General features: G+C 62.4%; 17 protein-coding genes. 7 read left to right on the top strand and 10 right to left on the bottom strand.

What is annotated here, in order from left to right:
• The first annotated feature begins 81 nt into the window (after positions 1 to 81).
• The 4 genes from ACMGGN_RS12635 to ACMGGN_RS12620 all read left to right on the top strand — a co-directional run bounded on the left by ACMGGN_RS12635 (position 82) and on the right by ACMGGN_RS12620 (position 3,069).
• Positions 82 to 1,116: an acyltransferase family protein gene (locus ACMGGN_RS12635; RefSeq protein WP_161871547.1), complete on the top strand. Its 1,035-nt coding sequence runs from the start codon at positions 82 to 84 to the stop codon at positions 1,114 to 1,116.
• 58 nt (positions 1,117 to 1,174) lie between these two features.
• A complete protein-coding gene (gene nfuA / locus ACMGGN_RS12630; protein ID WP_012313787.1) occupies positions 1,175 to 1,759 on the top strand; it encodes a Fe-S biogenesis protein NfuA in 585 nt (194 codons plus the stop codon).
• 213 nt (positions 1,760 to 1,972) lie between these two features.
• The gene (locus ACMGGN_RS12625) at positions 1,973 to 2,581 is read left to right on the top strand and encodes an SCO family protein (protein WP_012313788.1); all 609 of its coding nucleotides are present in this window, start codon (positions 1,973 to 1,975) and stop codon (positions 2,579 to 2,581) included.
• Positions 2,581 to 3,069 carry a copper chaperone PCu(A)C gene (locus ACMGGN_RS12620; protein WP_046787231.1) on the top strand — a complete coding sequence of 163 codons (489 nt, stop codon included), beginning with the start codon at positions 2,581 to 2,583 and terminating at the stop codon, positions 3,067 to 3,069. Before ACMGGN_RS12625 ends, ACMGGN_RS12620 begins: the two co-directional genes overlap by 1 nt.
• A 33-nt stretch (positions 3,070 to 3,102) precedes the next feature.
• On the opposite strand, the gene ACMGGN_RS12615 is transcribed toward ACMGGN_RS12620, so the two are convergent.
• The 8 genes from ACMGGN_RS12615 to ACMGGN_RS12580 all read right to left on the bottom strand — a co-directional run bounded on the left by ACMGGN_RS12615 (position 3,103) and on the right by ACMGGN_RS12580 (position 8,710).
• Positions 3,103 to 3,330: a hypothetical protein gene (locus tag ACMGGN_RS12615; RefSeq protein ID WP_012313790.1), complete on the bottom strand. Its 228-nt coding sequence runs from the start codon at positions 3,328 to 3,330 to the stop codon at positions 3,103 to 3,105.
• Positions 3,331 to 3,370: 40 nt separating this feature from the next.
• Entirely contained in the window at positions 3,371 to 4,204 is an 834-nt protein-coding gene (locus ACMGGN_RS12610; RefSeq protein WP_174141651.1) for an AraC family transcriptional regulator, read from the bottom strand.
• Entirely contained in the window at positions 4,201 to 4,515 is a 315-nt protein-coding gene (locus ACMGGN_RS12605; RefSeq protein WP_039605278.1) for an AzlD domain-containing protein, read from the bottom strand. The genes ACMGGN_RS12610 and ACMGGN_RS12605 overlap by 4 nt, the downstream gene beginning before the upstream one ends.
• On the bottom strand, positions 4,512 to 5,213 hold the full coding sequence (locus ACMGGN_RS12600) for an AzlC family ABC transporter permease (protein ID WP_046787357.1): 702 nt from the start codon (positions 5,211 to 5,213) through the stop codon (positions 4,512 to 4,514). Before ACMGGN_RS12600 ends, ACMGGN_RS12605 begins: the two co-directional genes overlap by 4 nt.
• A gap of 96 nt (positions 5,214 to 5,309) precedes the next feature.
• Positions 5,310 to 5,963: a sel1 repeat family protein gene (locus tag ACMGGN_RS12595; protein ID WP_414156832.1), complete on the bottom strand. Its 654-nt coding sequence runs from the start codon at positions 5,961 to 5,963 to the stop codon at positions 5,310 to 5,312.
• Between the two features lie 198 nt (positions 5,964 to 6,161).
• Complete coding sequence (locus tag ACMGGN_RS12590; protein WP_115275288.1) at positions 6,162 to 7,256, bottom strand: hypothetical protein; 1,095 nt, start codon at positions 7,254 to 7,256, stop codon at positions 6,162 to 6,164.
• A gap of 42 nt (positions 7,257 to 7,298) precedes the next feature.
• Positions 7,299 to 7,925, bottom strand: a complete 627-nt coding sequence (locus ACMGGN_RS12585; RefSeq protein ID WP_039604614.1) for a LysE family translocator — start codon at positions 7,923 to 7,925, stop codon at positions 7,299 to 7,301.
• Positions 7,926 to 7,927: 2 nt separating this feature from the next.
• Positions 7,928 to 8,710, bottom strand: coding sequence for a YqcI/YcgG family protein (locus ACMGGN_RS12580; RefSeq protein ID WP_115275287.1), 783 nt, complete (start codon positions 8,708 to 8,710; stop codon positions 7,928 to 7,930).
• 159 nt (positions 8,711 to 8,869) lie between these two features.
• Between ACMGGN_RS12580 and ACMGGN_RS12575 the strand changes: the two genes are divergently transcribed.
• From ACMGGN_RS12575 to ACMGGN_RS12565, 3 genes are all read left to right on the top strand, one after another.
• A complete protein-coding gene (locus ACMGGN_RS12575; protein ID WP_046787225.1) occupies positions 8,870 to 9,790 on the top strand; it encodes a LysR substrate-binding domain-containing protein in 921 nt (306 codons plus the stop codon).
• 73 nt (positions 9,791 to 9,863) lie between these two features.
• Entirely contained in the window at positions 9,864 to 12,224 is a 2,361-nt protein-coding gene (locus ACMGGN_RS12570; RefSeq protein ID WP_115275286.1) for a DNA polymerase II, read from the top strand.
• 246 nt (positions 12,225 to 12,470) lie between these two features.
• Positions 12,471 to 13,022, top strand: coding sequence for a DUF4174 domain-containing protein (locus ACMGGN_RS12565; RefSeq protein WP_115275285.1), 552 nt, complete (start codon positions 12,471 to 12,473; stop codon positions 13,020 to 13,022).
• A gap of 73 nt (positions 13,023 to 13,095) precedes the next feature.
• On the opposite strand, the gene ACMGGN_RS12560 is transcribed toward ACMGGN_RS12565, so the two are convergent.
• Both ACMGGN_RS12560 and ACMGGN_RS12555 read right to left on the bottom strand, forming a co-directional pair.
• Complete coding sequence (locus ACMGGN_RS12560) at positions 13,096 to 13,599, bottom strand: DoxX family protein (protein ID WP_414156815.1); 504 nt, start codon at positions 13,597 to 13,599, stop codon at positions 13,096 to 13,098.
• Positions 13,600 to 13,614: 15 nt separating this feature from the next.
• A complete protein-coding gene (locus ACMGGN_RS12555) occupies positions 13,615 to 14,235 on the bottom strand; it encodes a ferric reductase-like transmembrane domain-containing protein (protein ID WP_251962221.1) in 621 nt (206 codons plus the stop codon).
• Between the last annotated feature and the right edge of the window lie 110 nt (positions 14,236 to 14,345).

The following is a 14,345-nucleotide window of genomic DNA, read 5'->3' as shown; positions in this document are numbered from 1 at the left end:
GTCGGAAAGGTTGGGTGGTCCGGGGCTGCCAGGCAGCCCCCACTGTGGCCTCAATGCACCAAGGCAATCGCAGGGTGATCCATGCTGTATTCGCTTCAGGCACTGCGGGCGTTCGCCGCCTGGGTGGTGGTCTGCCACCATTTCATGCAGATCTTTTTCGACTTCCATGCCACTGGCCCCATCGGCCAACTGCTCACTGACCGCGGCGCCGTGGGCGTCGACATCTTCTTCGTCATCAGCGGGCTGGTAATCTACCTTTCGACCCGAGACAAGCCCGTTGAGCCGCGTCGGTTCCTGCTCAACCGCGCGTTGCGCATCGTCCCTGCCTACTGGTTCTACACCCTGTTGATGGCGCTACTGCTGCTGGCCTTCAGCCAATGGATGCCACACCAGGCATTCACCTGGCATCACCTGCTGCTCTCGATGCTGTTCATTCCGGCAGAGAACCCCGGTGGCTACGGCCTGTACCCGACCTTGAACGTTGGCTGGACGCTGAACTTCGAGATGTTCTTCTACCTTTTGTTTGGCCTGGCATTCCTTGTCCGGCAGCGCCACCAGTTGCTGCTGGTGACCGCTGCACTGCTGCTGGTCAGCGAAGTGCTGGGCCGCCTTGGCGTGCTCAGCCGCTTCTACAACAACGGCATCATCTACGAGTTTCTGCTCGGTATCGGCATCGGTGTGCTTTATCGCCGCGGCCTGGTGCGCGAGGGGTTGTGGTTGCCGCTGGCGGTGCTGGGCGTGGCGGGCTACGCGATCTACCACCTGGACGCGTCCCAACGGCTCTTGCATTGGGGCCTTCCCGGTGCACTGATAGTGCTGGCATTTGTAGCGCTTGAGCCGTACTTCCAGGGCAACCGGCTGCTCAAGGCATTGGGGGACTGCTCGTACTCGGTGTACCTGATCCACGTACTGGTGCTGTACGCGGGCTGGTTCGCCAGCCAGCGCCTGCACTTGAACCCCTACCTGGTCTTTGCGCTGTGCGTGCCGTCCATTGGACTAATGTCGTGGTTCAGCTACCAGTGGCTGGAGCGGGGCCTGTACCGGCGGATGCAGGCGTGGCTGGCGGCACCGCGGGAGCAAACGCCGGCGTTTGCTCTTTCCCGAGTCAAATGCTAGGACTTTGTTCGAAGGCCAGCTTGGCGTACACTTGGCCGCAAGTCTGTGAGGAACTTCCATGAGCGCTATAACCATTACCGACGCCGCCCATGATTACCTGGCCGATCTGCTTTCCAAGCAGAACACGCCTGGCATCGGCATCCGCGTTTTCATCACCCAGCCGGGCACCCAGTACGCCGAAACCTGCATTGCCTACTGCAAGCCGGGCGAAGAAAAGCCTGACGACACCGCCGTGGGTCTGAAGAGCTTCACTGCCTACCTGGATGCCGTCAGCGTGCCGTTTCTGGAAGACGCGCTGGTCGACTACGCCACCGACCGCATGGGCGGCCAGCTGACCATCAAGGCGCCGAACGCCAAAGTACCGATGGTCAACGAAGACAGCCCGATCAACGAGCGTATCAACTACTACCTGCAGACCGAGATCAACCCAGGTCTGGCCAGCCACGGTGGCCAGGTCAGCCTGGTGGATGTGGTCGACGACGGCATTGCCGTGTTGCAGTTCGGTGGTGGTTGCCAAGGCTGCGGTCAGGCCGACGTAACCCTGAAGGACGGCATCGAGCGGACCCTGCTCGAACGCATTCCGGAGCTCAAGGGCGTGCGGGATGTGACTGACCACACCCAGAAAGAAAACGCGTACTACTGATCGGTAGTTCGGCGACCGGCTGGCCACAAGCTCCTAGCAACAAACTGTTACGGATTCAACCCCTGCGACAACAGGCCGCAGCCCGTGTTTAAAGGGCTGCAAGCCATCACCGCCTTGGTCGGGTAGAAGCGCTTGGGGCGTCATGCCAGAATGCCCCGGTTTTTCGGCCGGCCCGTCCCGAGGGTCGGCACCTTCCCTTTAAAGGATGGTTCCATGAATGATCTGTTGACCCGGCGCGCAGTCGTCGCCGGGATGGGCGTTCTCGGGCTCGGCCTGCTGGCAGGCTGCAACCCGGCCCGAGGGCTCGAGTTCAAGTACGGCAAGAACATGAGCAACGAAATCCTGGGGCGCAAGTTCCGTCTCAAGGATACCAAGGGCAACGACGTCACCCTGTCGAGCTTCTACGGCAGCATGCCGATGATCTTCTTCGGGTTCACCCAGTGCCCGGCAGTCTGCCCGACCACCCTGGCGCGAGCGGCGCAAATCCGCAAGCAGCTCCGGGGCCGCGACCGCGATCTGTTCCAGGTGGTGTTCATCACCCTGGACCCTGAGCGCGACACCCCCGAAGTGCTCGACGCCTACGTCAAGGCCTTCGACCCCTCGTTCATGGCCCTGACTGGCACCCCGGAGGAAATCGCCGAGGTGGCCAAGGAGTTCAAGGTGTTCTACGAGAAGGTCCCGGCCGGTGATACTTACACCATCTCACATTCGTCCACCAGCTACGTCTACGACACGCGTGGCACCCTGCGCCTGAGCCTGGGCCATTCCCTGAACGCCAAGGAATGCGCCGAGGACCTGGTCACCCTGATGGAGATCTGCTAATGGCTGTTTCACTGCACCCGTTCAAGCGCGGCCTGGCCGCTATTGCGCTGCTGGGCCTGGCGCTGCCGGCTTTGGCCCAGACCACCGTCAGTGATGCCTGGGTACGTGCCAGCGTACCGCACCAGCAGTCCACCGGTGCGTTCATGACCCTGACTGCCAGCAGCGACAGCAAGCTGATAGGGGTGGCATCGCCTGTGGCCAAGACTGTGCAAGTGCATGAGATGACCATGAACGGTGATGTGATGGGCATGAAACAGGTCGAGGCCGTGCAGCTGCCAGCCGGCAAGCCGGTAAGCCTGGACCCCAATGGCTATCACGTGATGTTGATGGGCCTGACGCAGCAGGTGAAGGAGGGTGACAAAGTCCCGCTGACCCTGACCGTGGAAGATGCCAAGGGTGGCAAGGAAACCTTGGAAGTGCAGGCAGAGGTACGGGCGCTCAACGCCGAGATGGGCGGTGGGCACGACCACATGCACATGAAGCACTGATTGACCCGGGGCCGCTAAGCGGCCCCACTTCATTCAGCTGCGAAAACGCGGCAGCGGCCTTTCCAGGGTCAGCGAGGTCAAGGTCTTGCGGACCTGGGCTTCGTCGGCCTCCAGGGCCTTGAGGCTTGCGCGGATCTTGCCAGCGGCGGGCACGTCACCCTGCCGGTCGATCCAGTCGGCGATCTCTTTGCAGGCACTGCTCAGGCAGGCCTGGCGCTGGTTCATCAACGATATGAGGGTGGTGAGCTCTCTTTCGGACATGGCAGGATCCTCCAATTCAGCCATGTCAGTGTAGCAGCAGTTACCTTTGCAGGCAGGCGGTGCGATAGGCCCCTGGCGTCACGCCATAGGCCTGTTTGAATTGCCGGCTTAAGTGGCTCTGGTCAGCGAAGCCCAGGTTGAAAGCCACGTGGGTCGCAGCCACGCCGCTCTTGAGCATTTCCCGGGCACGGGCCAGGCGCCGTTGCTTCAGCCAGGCATGCGGTGGCAGGCCGGTGGCCTGGCGGAACACCCGGGCGAAATGGAACGGCGATAGATTAACCGCGCCCGCCAGTGCTTCGAGCGATGGCGGTTCTGCCAGTTGGCTCTCCAGCAGCTCGCGGGCGCGGGCTACGGCCAGTGGTTCGTGGCCAGGGGGAGCGGGTTCAGCGCATTGCCCGTGTCGTTGTACCAGGGCCAGAACCGCCTGGCGCCAGGCGGTCTGTTGCTGCAGGGCACTGGCGCTGGCTTCGGACAGCTGATGCAGCTTGCTGAAGGCCATGGCCAGGGCCGGGTCCTGGATCACGCTGTCCTTGAAGCAGGGCATGCCGTGGCGGCCCAGTTCCAGCTCGTCGAGCACGCCGGTCACCCGTTCATGCTCCGGATAAAACCCGCGGTAGCGCCAGCCAGCCTCATGGGCTGTGGCGCCGGTATGCAGTTCGTCAGGGTTGATCAGCACCATGCTGCCCACGGGCGCCAGGTGCTCGCTGCCGCGGTGCCAGAAGCGCTGGGCACCCGACTCGATCACGGTGAACACGTAACCCTCGTGAACATGTGGGGCGAAGCGTTGCTGAATGTAGCGCGCATGCAGCATCTCGACATCGCCCAGCGCGGGCGCCTGCCAAAGGTGGGTTTGTTCGCGCAGGGGCGTGCTCATGTCAGCCAGCTGCGCAGCAGGAAGAAGATCAACATGCTCACCAGCATGCTCAGCAATACACTGCGGGTCAACAACACCAGAACGATGGCCACTACAGCCCCCAGCAGGTAGGGGTTGAGCGGGCTCAGGTCCAGCTGGTGGCCGGGCAGGAAGACGATAGGCCCGCAAATGGCGGTGAGCATGCCCGGCACGGCAAAACCCAGAAACTGCCGGGCATTGGAGCTCAGGCGCAGCGGTAGGCGCGGTTCCAGGAAAGCGTAGCGATTGAGGAACACTACGGCGCCCATGGCAAAGATCAGTAGCCAGGTCATGCGCGGCCTCCGGAAAATTTCTGGCAGACAAATCCGGCAGCCATGCCCAGCAGGCCAGCGGCTACCAACGCGGTTTCCCAGTGCCAGTAGCTGAAAAGCACTGAACAGAACAGCGACACCGCCACGCACACTACCGTGGCGAGGTTGCGCACCAGTGGGGCGATCAGGGCGACAAAGGTGGCGACAATGGAAAAATCCAGACCCAGCTGGTCCAGATGCGGGATGTTCTGGCCCAGCACGATCCCGGCCAGGGTGAACAGGTTCCAGGCCACGTAGAAGGTCAGGCCGACACCTAGCGCGTACCAGCGGTTGAATTGCTGTTGGTCATAGTGGCTGGTCAACGCGAAGAACTCATCGGTCAACAGGAAACCCAGGCCCAGGCGCCAGCGCAGCGGCTGGTTCGACAGCACCGGGCGCATCGACAAGCCGTAAAGCAGATGCTGCGAGGTGAGCAGCAGTGTGGTCAGCAAAATCGACAGCAGGTTGGCGCCGCCCTTGAGCATGCCGATGGCTACCAGTTGCGCGGCGCCAGCGAACACGATCGCCGACAAGCCCTGACCCTCCCAGGCACTGAGGTTGGCCTCGATGGCCATCGAGCCAGCAAGCAGGCCCCAAGGGGCAACGGCCAGCGATAACGGAACAATGGCGATGGCGCCGTGCAGAAAAGCTTGGCGGGCAATAGGCGGACTGCTTTGCATGATGGCTGCAACACTGTTGTTCGGCAGCGCAGCATGCCAGAGGGCGGGGCAGGTGGCTTGAACGATCTTGCTGGTTTGCCACTGCCAGAACAACGTTCAACGCTGGCTGGTCAACCGCCGTTGTGCTGCTGCGCAACCATTGATTTCCACCGCCTTTTGCAGCAAGTCCCGGCGGTGCTGCGGATCGAGGTCGCCCAGCAACCGATACACCTCGGCCTGATAGTCGCGTTGACGCCCCCACTGCATTTCCAGCCCTTGTGGCTGGCTGCGGCTGCAAGCCAGCCGAGTGGCCGGTTGCGGGTAGTAGGGCGCATACAGCGTGGCCATGCCCGGGATCGCTTCGAGCGCTTTGCGGTAACGGGGGCTGGCGTTATACGGTGGGCACCAGGTGGCGATCGCCGTCGCGGGTGGGGCAAAGCCCTGTTGTAGGCTGGCCTCGAGCAAGGGGCATGCAGCATCAGGGATTTGCGCCGCTGGCAGGTAGGTCGTGTAGTACAGCGCCAGGCGGTATTGGGCCACGGGATGGCCGAGTTCCACTGACTTTTCAAGCAGGGCTACCGCAGTTGGAAGCGTACGGGCCATGGCCTGGCCCTGGCGTTTGAGTTCCGGATCGCCGCCAATGGCAGTGCGCAGCGTGTTGGCGTTATCGTCCTGGTTATCGGCCTGCTCCAGCAATGGCAGGGCTTGGCGATAAAGCAGGTCGGCATGCGGGTCGATACGCACGTCGAGCGCTTGTGCGGCAAACGGCATCAGCGAGATGAGTAGTGCGGGCACGCGGGCGAAACCACTCACAGGCAGGCCTCACTGGCACCACAGCCCGGATAAGTGGAAAGGTACTGGTAGACGGCTCGGGTGTTCATGACAAGTACACGTTCGCCTCTGGCGTATCGGAACGACGGCCTATTCTAGCCAACCGGAAGCCCCGACCGAAAGGGCAACGCACATTTGTCAGACGAGCTTGATCGGTGTGACCTTGCGTTGAGCATGTTTTTCCTGGGCCAGGCCCAGTTTGGCGGTGATCACCTTGGCCAGCGCATTGTTGCCCAAATCGTTCAGGTGCAAGCGATCAATGAACAGCTCGGCCCCGAATACAGGGGAGCTGCTGAGCATGCTGTTCATGTCGTAACACGGCACCGGATCTGCCTGGCTCTTGATGCGCCTGAAGAAGGCCATGTGCAGTTGACTGTCGAAGGCGCCTTCAAGCAGTCGGTCGAAGTTGGTCGGTTGCTGTTCCAATGCCGACAGCATGGCTCGCTCTCCGGCAGGCAGCGTTTCACGGCACCATGGCAGCAGCGGTTGAAGAATGAAGGTAAGGGTGGCGTGGCTGTCGGCAAGCATGCGTTCCCACTGGCGCAAGGTGCGGCCAATGCTGTCGGCAGCATGCGCCAGGCGCTTCTGCGGGGCGGACAAGGGCCAGGCGGGCACCGGCGTGGGCCGGCGCGGGGCAAGGGCCTGGCCGAGGCGTTGCCACAGCGAGTCCCGGCGTGCCGGGCCGGTAGGCAGCATGCCTTCGTTGAAACTGTTGAGGTATTGCTGATAGGCCTTGGCGTGCAGTGCAGCGTGTGGGCCGCCCAGCACCTCACCCAGGCCCTCGTGGGCCAAGGTGTTGATCCCGCTGAGCACCACCACGTGGCCGACTTCGCCAAAACGGTGCTGATGGGTGAGAAACAGCAGCAGTTCCTGGCTGGCATTGAGCCCACAGCCAGCCAGGCTCAACCACACTTCCCCGGTGAGCATCGACAGCTGTGATGCCACCGTATTCTCATCGGAACTGGCACCGATGCCCAATGCGGTCGAACCGCCGACGAGCAAGTTGACACGGCCGGTGCTGCCATACTCGGCGGCCGAGAATCGCTTGCCGGCGCAATGGCTGTAGCGCAAACCGAGCGCATCGGTGTTGATGGTGCCGGAACGGTAGCCGCTTTCGTGCACGTGCAGGGTGTGCGGGGCACGGCGGCTGCCCAGTTGCAGGAAGCGCTGGTAGTCGAGCGACAGTGGCGCAGGGAGGCCCGGGCCGAATGTTGCGGTATTGGACGGGCTCATGGGCGCTCCTTGTTGTCCGGCGTGGCGTCTCGCACCGAGGCGTCAGCCCGCCAGCTCTTTGATGTTGTAGGCCAGGCCGCCGACGGCGATCAGCAACAGGGCAACCCCCGAGGCCAGCGAAATCATCCGGTTGCTACGCTGCGAGGCGATCTTGCCGATGGCAAAGATGTAAAGGCTGAGCACGGCGAAGTCGATGGCTACCCACAGCAGGGACAGCACCATCATGCTTTTGCCGAACGATTCGGTGATCTGGATGAACTGTGGGAAGAAGGCGATGAAGAAGATGATGTCCTTGGGGTTGGAAATACCGACCATGAAGCCTTGCCACAAACCGCCACGCCCGGCTTTGGGCGTTTGCGCCAGCGTCTCGCAGGCAGGCGCCTGCAGGCATTCGCGCAGGGTGCCTACGGCGATGTAGCCGATGAACAGGCAGCCGAGCAGGCTCATGCCGCTGAGCCAGGCCTTGTCGATGGCTGCACTGGTGAGGATGACCCAGGCCGCGGCGCCGATCAGTACCAGGGAAGCCCAGTTGGTGCCCACGGCGGTGAACATGGCCTTGCGCGAGCCAGAGGCTGCGGCGGTGTTGACGATCAATGCCACCACCGGGCCTGGTGTGGCGATCAGCAGCAGTACGGTCAGGGCGTAGGTAGCGGTCAGTGCGGTATTCACGGTCAGTTCTCGATCTGGGTGTCGGTTGTTGCGTGGACGTGGGCATGAAAGGGGCAGCGCGACGGGTTGAGCGAGCCTGCTTCCTGCAGTTGGTATTGCTTCCATTCGAAGTTGTCGGCCTGGCCGAAGAAGCCCAGGCTGTCGGGCATCACGCCGTCGTTGTAGTGCTGCACGCGTTCGCGGATGCGTGCACGGATGCGCTTGCCGCTCTCGGTGCCGGCATTGGCCACTTCGTCGAAGTTTTCCCGCGGGTTGATGACGAAGGTGATGTGATTGCCCAGGTTGCGACTTTTCATTTGATGGTGGCCGGGAAAGTTCATGTTGATGAACAGTGCCATGCCGGCGTAGCAGAACGACCAGCCACTGTCGTGTGGGTCGGCCGGGATCGCTTGCGGCCATGGGTGCGGGTCACGGGCATGGACGCCGCGCAGCACCTTCCAGGCCAGCGCCTGCTGTTCGGCCAGGCTGCTGTCGGCGGCCGTTTCGAGGAACACCACCAGTGGGCTGCCAATGCGTTGCTTGACCGGCACCGTTGCTATGGTGCGCACGTATTCGGCCAAGCCTTGTGCGATGTCATCGGCGAGCTGTTCGGCGCGGGCGAAAAGGATGTGGCAGGATTCACCGGCCACCGCCTTGCGCCCGAACAGGCACGGAAAGTCAGGGTTTGCGAGGATGTTGCGAAAATGCTGTATGGTTTTGTGCGTCCAGTGATGCGTGTTCCGGACATGTTCAGCGGCCAGCTCTAGCGCATCCAGGCGATAGCAGTTTCCATAACCCGTAAACATGATTTCCCCAGGCGTGAATTAGCAGAAAGTTCAAGACACATGCAGGCAGGTTATTGGCTTATCTTGGTTGTTTACCTGCATTTTCTGAGGCGTACCTTACGTTGTAAAACGCGTGGTACTATGACCTACTATTAGTCTCACTCATGCTTCGGGGGAATCATGTCGGAACGGATCCAGGCGTTGCACGCTCTGCGTGCCTTCGAGGTCGCCTCACGTTACGGGTCGTTCACCCGTGCGGCCGAAGAGCTGGCACTGACCCAAGGCGCCGTCAGCCACCACATCAAGACCCTCGAGGGCCTGTTCGGCTGCGACCTGTTCGAGCGACGTGGGCCCAAGTTGAGCCTCACCGAACATGGGCGCCTGCTGGCCCAGGAGCTCAAGGTCGGCTTCAAGATCATCGAAAACGCCTGTGCACTGCTGCGCCAGGACCGCTACGGCCTGCGCTTGAAGGCGCCCTCGACGCTGACAGTTCGCTGGTTGTTGCGGGCGCTGGATGCCTTCAAGAAAGTCGATGACAGCTGCAGCGTGCAATTGTCGAGCGTCTGGATGGACATCGACACGGTGGACTTTTACTCCGAGCCCTACGATTGCGCCTTCCTCTTGTCCAACGGCCGGTTTGCCGCCGACATCGAGAGTTTCAAGCTGTTCGACGAATGGCTGATTCCGGTGTGCCACCCGGACTACATGGCGCATGAGCAGCCGGCACTGGGTGACCTGCGCCAGTGTGAACTGCTGCATCCTTCGTCGGATCGGCGCGACTGGCGGCGCTGGCTGGCGCGCATGGATGCCCTGGACATCAGCATCGATCAGGGCCAGGTGTTCGACACCCTCGATCAGGGCATTTCTGCGGCCCAGCAGGGCTTGGGGATTTCCGTGGTCGACCTGGTGCTGGCCAGTGCCGACCTGACCGCAGGGCGCCTGGTCACCCCGTTCAAGCATGCAGTGGCGACCGGAGACGGGTATTACATGACCTGGCTCAAGTCCAGCCCCAAGGCGCGGCAGATGCACAAGCTGCGCGATTTTCTGCTGGGGCAGGTGCCGCCATTGGCCTACAAGGACATCAACTACCTGTATGGCTGATTGCCCGCACAGGCCCCCCGCGCAAGGGTAGAATCGTCGCATCCGACCTATCCGTCGCACCGAGGACAACGCAGTGGAGTTGCAGCAGGGCTTTGTCCTGACCCGGCATTGGCATGACACGCCCCAAGGCACCTGCGTGGAGTTCTGGCTGGCCACCGACCAGGGGCCGCGGCTGTTGCGCCTGGCCCCGCAGGAGTCGGTGGCGTTCATCCTGCAGGCGCAGGTCGAGCATGCGCGGCTGTTGCTGGCGGGCGAGGCCGGTGTCGAAATCAGGCCCCTGCGCCTGCAGGATTTCCAACATCGTCCGGTGCTGGGCGTGTATTGCCGTCAGCACCGGCAACTCATGCAACTGGAACAGCGCTTGCGCGGTGCCGGCGTCGAGGTGTTCGAAGCTGATATCCGACCCCCCGAACGCTACCTGATGGAGCGCTTCATCACCGCCGCCGTGCAGTTTACCGGCCAGCCTGATGCCCAGGGTGTCATCTGCGAGGCTCAGCTCAAACCCTTGGCGCACTACCGCCCGCCGCTGCGCCTGGTATCGCTGGACATCGAGACCAGCGAGCGCGGCGAGTTGTACAGCATTGCGCTGGAAGGCTGCGGCCAGCGGCAGGTGTTCATGCTAGGGCCCGCCAATGGCCAGCCCGACGCCGTGGATTTCGACCTGCACTACTGCAACGACCGGGCGGCACTGCTCGACTGCCTGAACCAGTGGATGGCCAGGCATGATCCGGATGCGATCATCGGCTGGAACCTGGTGCAATTTGACCTGCGCCTGTTGCATGAGCACGCCAAGCTGCTTCAGGTGCCGTTGAACCTGGGGCGTAACGGTGCGCCCATGACTGTGCGCGCCCACGCCAACCGTAGCCATGTGTTCGCCGATGCGCCCGGCCGCTTGTTGATCGACGGCATCGAAGCGCTGCGCTCGGCCACTTGGAGCTTCCCTTCGTTCAGCCTGGAAAACGTCGCTCAGGCATTGCTGGGGGAAGGCAAGGCGATCGACACGCCTTACCAGCGCATGGACGAGATCAACCGCATGTTCGCCGAGGACAAGCCGTCGTTGGCGCGTTACAACCTCAAGGACTGCGAGCTGGTGACGCGTATTTTTGCGCATACCCGGCTGCTGGAGTTTCTGCTGGAGCGCTCATCGGTGACCGGGCTGGCGGTAGACCGCAGCGGTGGCTCGGTGGCAGCGTTCTGTCACCTGTATATCCCGCAGATGCATCGGCTGGGCTTCGTCGCGCCCAATCTGGGCAGTCGCCCGGATGAAGCCAGCCCGGGTGGTTTTGTCATGGACTCGCGCCCGGGGCTCTATGACTCGGTGCTGGTGCTCGACTACAAAAGCCTGTACCCCTCGATCATCCGTACTTTCCTGATCGACCCGGTAGGCCTGGTCGAAGGCCTGCGCCAGCCGGATGACACGCACTCCGTCGAAGGCTTTCGCGGCGGGCGTTTCTCGCGCAGCCGGCATTGCCTGCCCGCGATCGTCGAACGGGTCTGGCAGGGCAGGGAGGAGGCCAAGCGTGAAGGCAACGCGCCGCTATCGCAGGCACTCAAGATCATCATGAATGCGTTTTACGGGGTGCTCGGCTCAAGCGGTTGCCGCTTCTTCGACCCGCGCCTGGCGTCTTCGATCACGATGCGCGGGCACCAGATCATGCGCCAGACCCGCGCGCTGATCGAGGCACGAGGTTACGACGTTATCTACGGCGACACCGATTCCACCTTCGTCTGGCTCAAGGGTGCACAGGGTGAAGAGGCGGCGGCGCGCACCGGCCACGCGCTGGTGGCCGAGGTCAACCTGTGGTGGCAGCAGCACCTGCGTGAAACCTGGGGCCTGGAAAGCGCGCTGGAGTTGCAGTTCGAGACCCATTATCGGCGGTTTCTGATGCCGACCATCCGCGGCGCCGACGAGGGCAGCAAGAAGCGGTACGCCGGCCTGGTTCAGCGCGCCGACGGCAGCGAGGACATTGTGTACAAAGGCCTGGAGTCGGTGCGCACCGATTGGTCGCCCTTGGCCAGGCAGTTCCAGCAGGCGTTATATGGGCGAATCTTCCGTGGCGAGCCGTACCGTGACTATGTACGCGGGTTCGTCCAGCAGACCCTGGCCGGTGAGCTGGATGAGCTGCTGATCTACCGCAAACGCCTGCGCCGCCCGTTGGCCGACTACCTGCGCAATGTCCCGCCGCATGTACGCGCAGCACGCCTGGCCGATGAGTACAACAGCCGCCTGGGGCGTGCCCGGCAATATCAGAATGGCGGCTGGATCAGTTACGTGATCACCACAGCCGGCCCTGAGCCCATGGAAAACCTGCAGTCGCCGATCGACTACGACCACTACCTCAGCCGCCAGTTACAGCCTGTGGCCGATGCCATCCTGCCCTTTGTCGGTGATGACTTTGCGGCGTTGACCGACCGTCAGCTGTTGCTGTTCTGAGTGCCGGCTCAAGCGCCCCCTTCAGGCGAGCGAGAAGGAGCGCAGGTTGCCGTTAGTGGCTTTGGGCTATGCTGAGTTTGGGTATCGGCCGTTTCCGAAAAGGCTGCCATCCTGGTATCGGTCACCATTGGAAACCGCCAGTTACTTTTCCCTGGCCCTCTGATGTTCGAAGTGGTTTAGGCTCCGGGTCGGATTTTTCTCCGTGATCTGTAGTCACTGTTTTATCGAGACAATAAGGAGATGCGTATGCTCGTCCGGTCACTGACCCTCGCCACCCTGCTCGCCGTCACTGGCCCTCTGTTCGCCGCCGACAGCGACGCTCCGCTGGCCAAGGAACTGGGCAAGGCACGACCATTGGTGATCATTGCCCCCAGTTCCGCCGACCCGACCTTGCGGGGGTTGAACGATGCCTTGAAAGACCCTGCCACCCAGGCTGCGTTCAAGGAGCGTGGCCTGGTGATCTACAGCGTCGCCAACATGATGGGCAAGCGGGAGGACAAGAACCTCGAGCAGCAGACCACCATGGCGCTGATACGTGAGCTCAAGCTTGGCGCCAGCAAGGGCACCAAGGTCATCCTGGTGGGTAAAGACGGTGAGCGGCACATGCTCAAGGATGACGAAACAGGTGAAAAGATCGACCCGCAGGCCATCATCAAAGCCGTCGATGAGCTGCCGGCCAGCGAAAAGGCCGTGACTGCACCGGAGCCTGTCGCTGCGGCAGCAGAGCCCAAGGCCAAGGACAGCAAACCCGCCAAACCGGCCAAGCCGGCAGCGCCGCCCAAGCCACTGGAAGACTGACGTCAGCTACGCGTATCACCCCTGGTAGGACAGCAAAGGGCTCGTGGGCTGTACGCTCCGGGCCCTTTGCATTTCATGCTGTTCGGGCCTGGACCGTGATCTGCCGTTTGATCCAGTGATCAATGCTTAGCTTCCCGGCACCTTTGAGCAGCAATGGCAGCAGTGCAACCAGGTAGATCAGGGGCAGCTTGTAGTTGCCGAACCCTAGATCGGTGATGGCGTAACCCTTCGCCAATTCTGCCAGGTCCGACCAGTGCGCAGGCCAGTGCACCGCTGCGATCGCTACGACGGTTACCACCGCCAGCCCCGCCGCCGCCAGCCGTGTGCCAAGGCCCAGTAGCAGTAGCAGCGGCAGGACCAGTTCAGCCCACATCGACAGTTGCCAGTTCAACTCCGCTGGCAGCAGGCTGAAGGGCAGTGGGAAGCTCCCCTGTATATCGCCGAACCAGTTGCTGCCGTTGAATTTCTCCAGGCCGGATTCGAAGAACTCCCAGGCCAGAAACATCCGCAATGGCAAATCAGCGCCCCAATCTGCGAGACGGTCGAGGGGAGTCAGGGTGCGAGTCAGCGTGGTCATGGTCTGTTCTCTTCTTCAGGAAAGGGCCGTGGCGTTACGACGCTTGTACAGCGCCAGCTTGGCGGTGAGCTTGAGGGCGATGGCGGTGAACATCAGGGCAAAGGCCAGCGGATACCAGCCACCCATGGGAATGCGGTTGTAGAACGACAGGCAGAACACGCCGGCCAACACCCACATGCCGGTGCTGTGCAAGGCTTTCCAGGCACGGCCGCCGAGCAGGCGCATGCTCGGCTTGAAGGAGGTAAGGGCCAGCAACAGCAGGAACAGGTAGCCGATGCTGCCTGGCAGGCTGGAGGTAGCGGTGCGGCCGGCCCAGAACAACTCGGGAAAGTGCTGGGCGTAGCGGTAGATCAGCAGGCCGTGCACGGTGTGCGAAAAGGCAAAAGCCAGCCCCAGGAAGCGCCGCTCGCGCAAAACGCGACGGCTGCTTGGGCCGGGCAGCAAGGCCACCAGCGTCGAGGCCAGGAACGTCATCAGGAACAGGGCGAAGGAACTGCGTGCGGTAGCGCGGATAGCGCTGCGCAGGCCATCGGAACCGAGCGGGTGGCTGGCCAGGACCACGGCGGTCATGAGCAGAGTAAGGCCGGCCAGGACGGTGAACAGCTTCCAGCCGGAGGGAAGGGCGATGGCTCTCATCGAAGAGGCTCCCGGTGTGTCAAAGTGTGACCGGGAGTGTGGCGGTACGGCGTATCTGCAGTGTGTCGGCGCAGGCTGTATTGTGTATCGGAATGTAGTGACAGGTGGTG

Origin of the sequence: Pseudomonas sp. BNK-30, assembly GCF_047456185.1 — a bacterium.
In the GTDB taxonomy this organism is placed as follows: domain Bacteria; phylum Pseudomonadota; class Gammaproteobacteria; order Pseudomonadales; family Pseudomonadaceae; genus Aquipseudomonas; species Aquipseudomonas putida_E.
The sequence above is the reverse complement of the archived record's forward strand: the minus strand, read 5'-3'. Positions and strand labels throughout refer to the sequence as shown.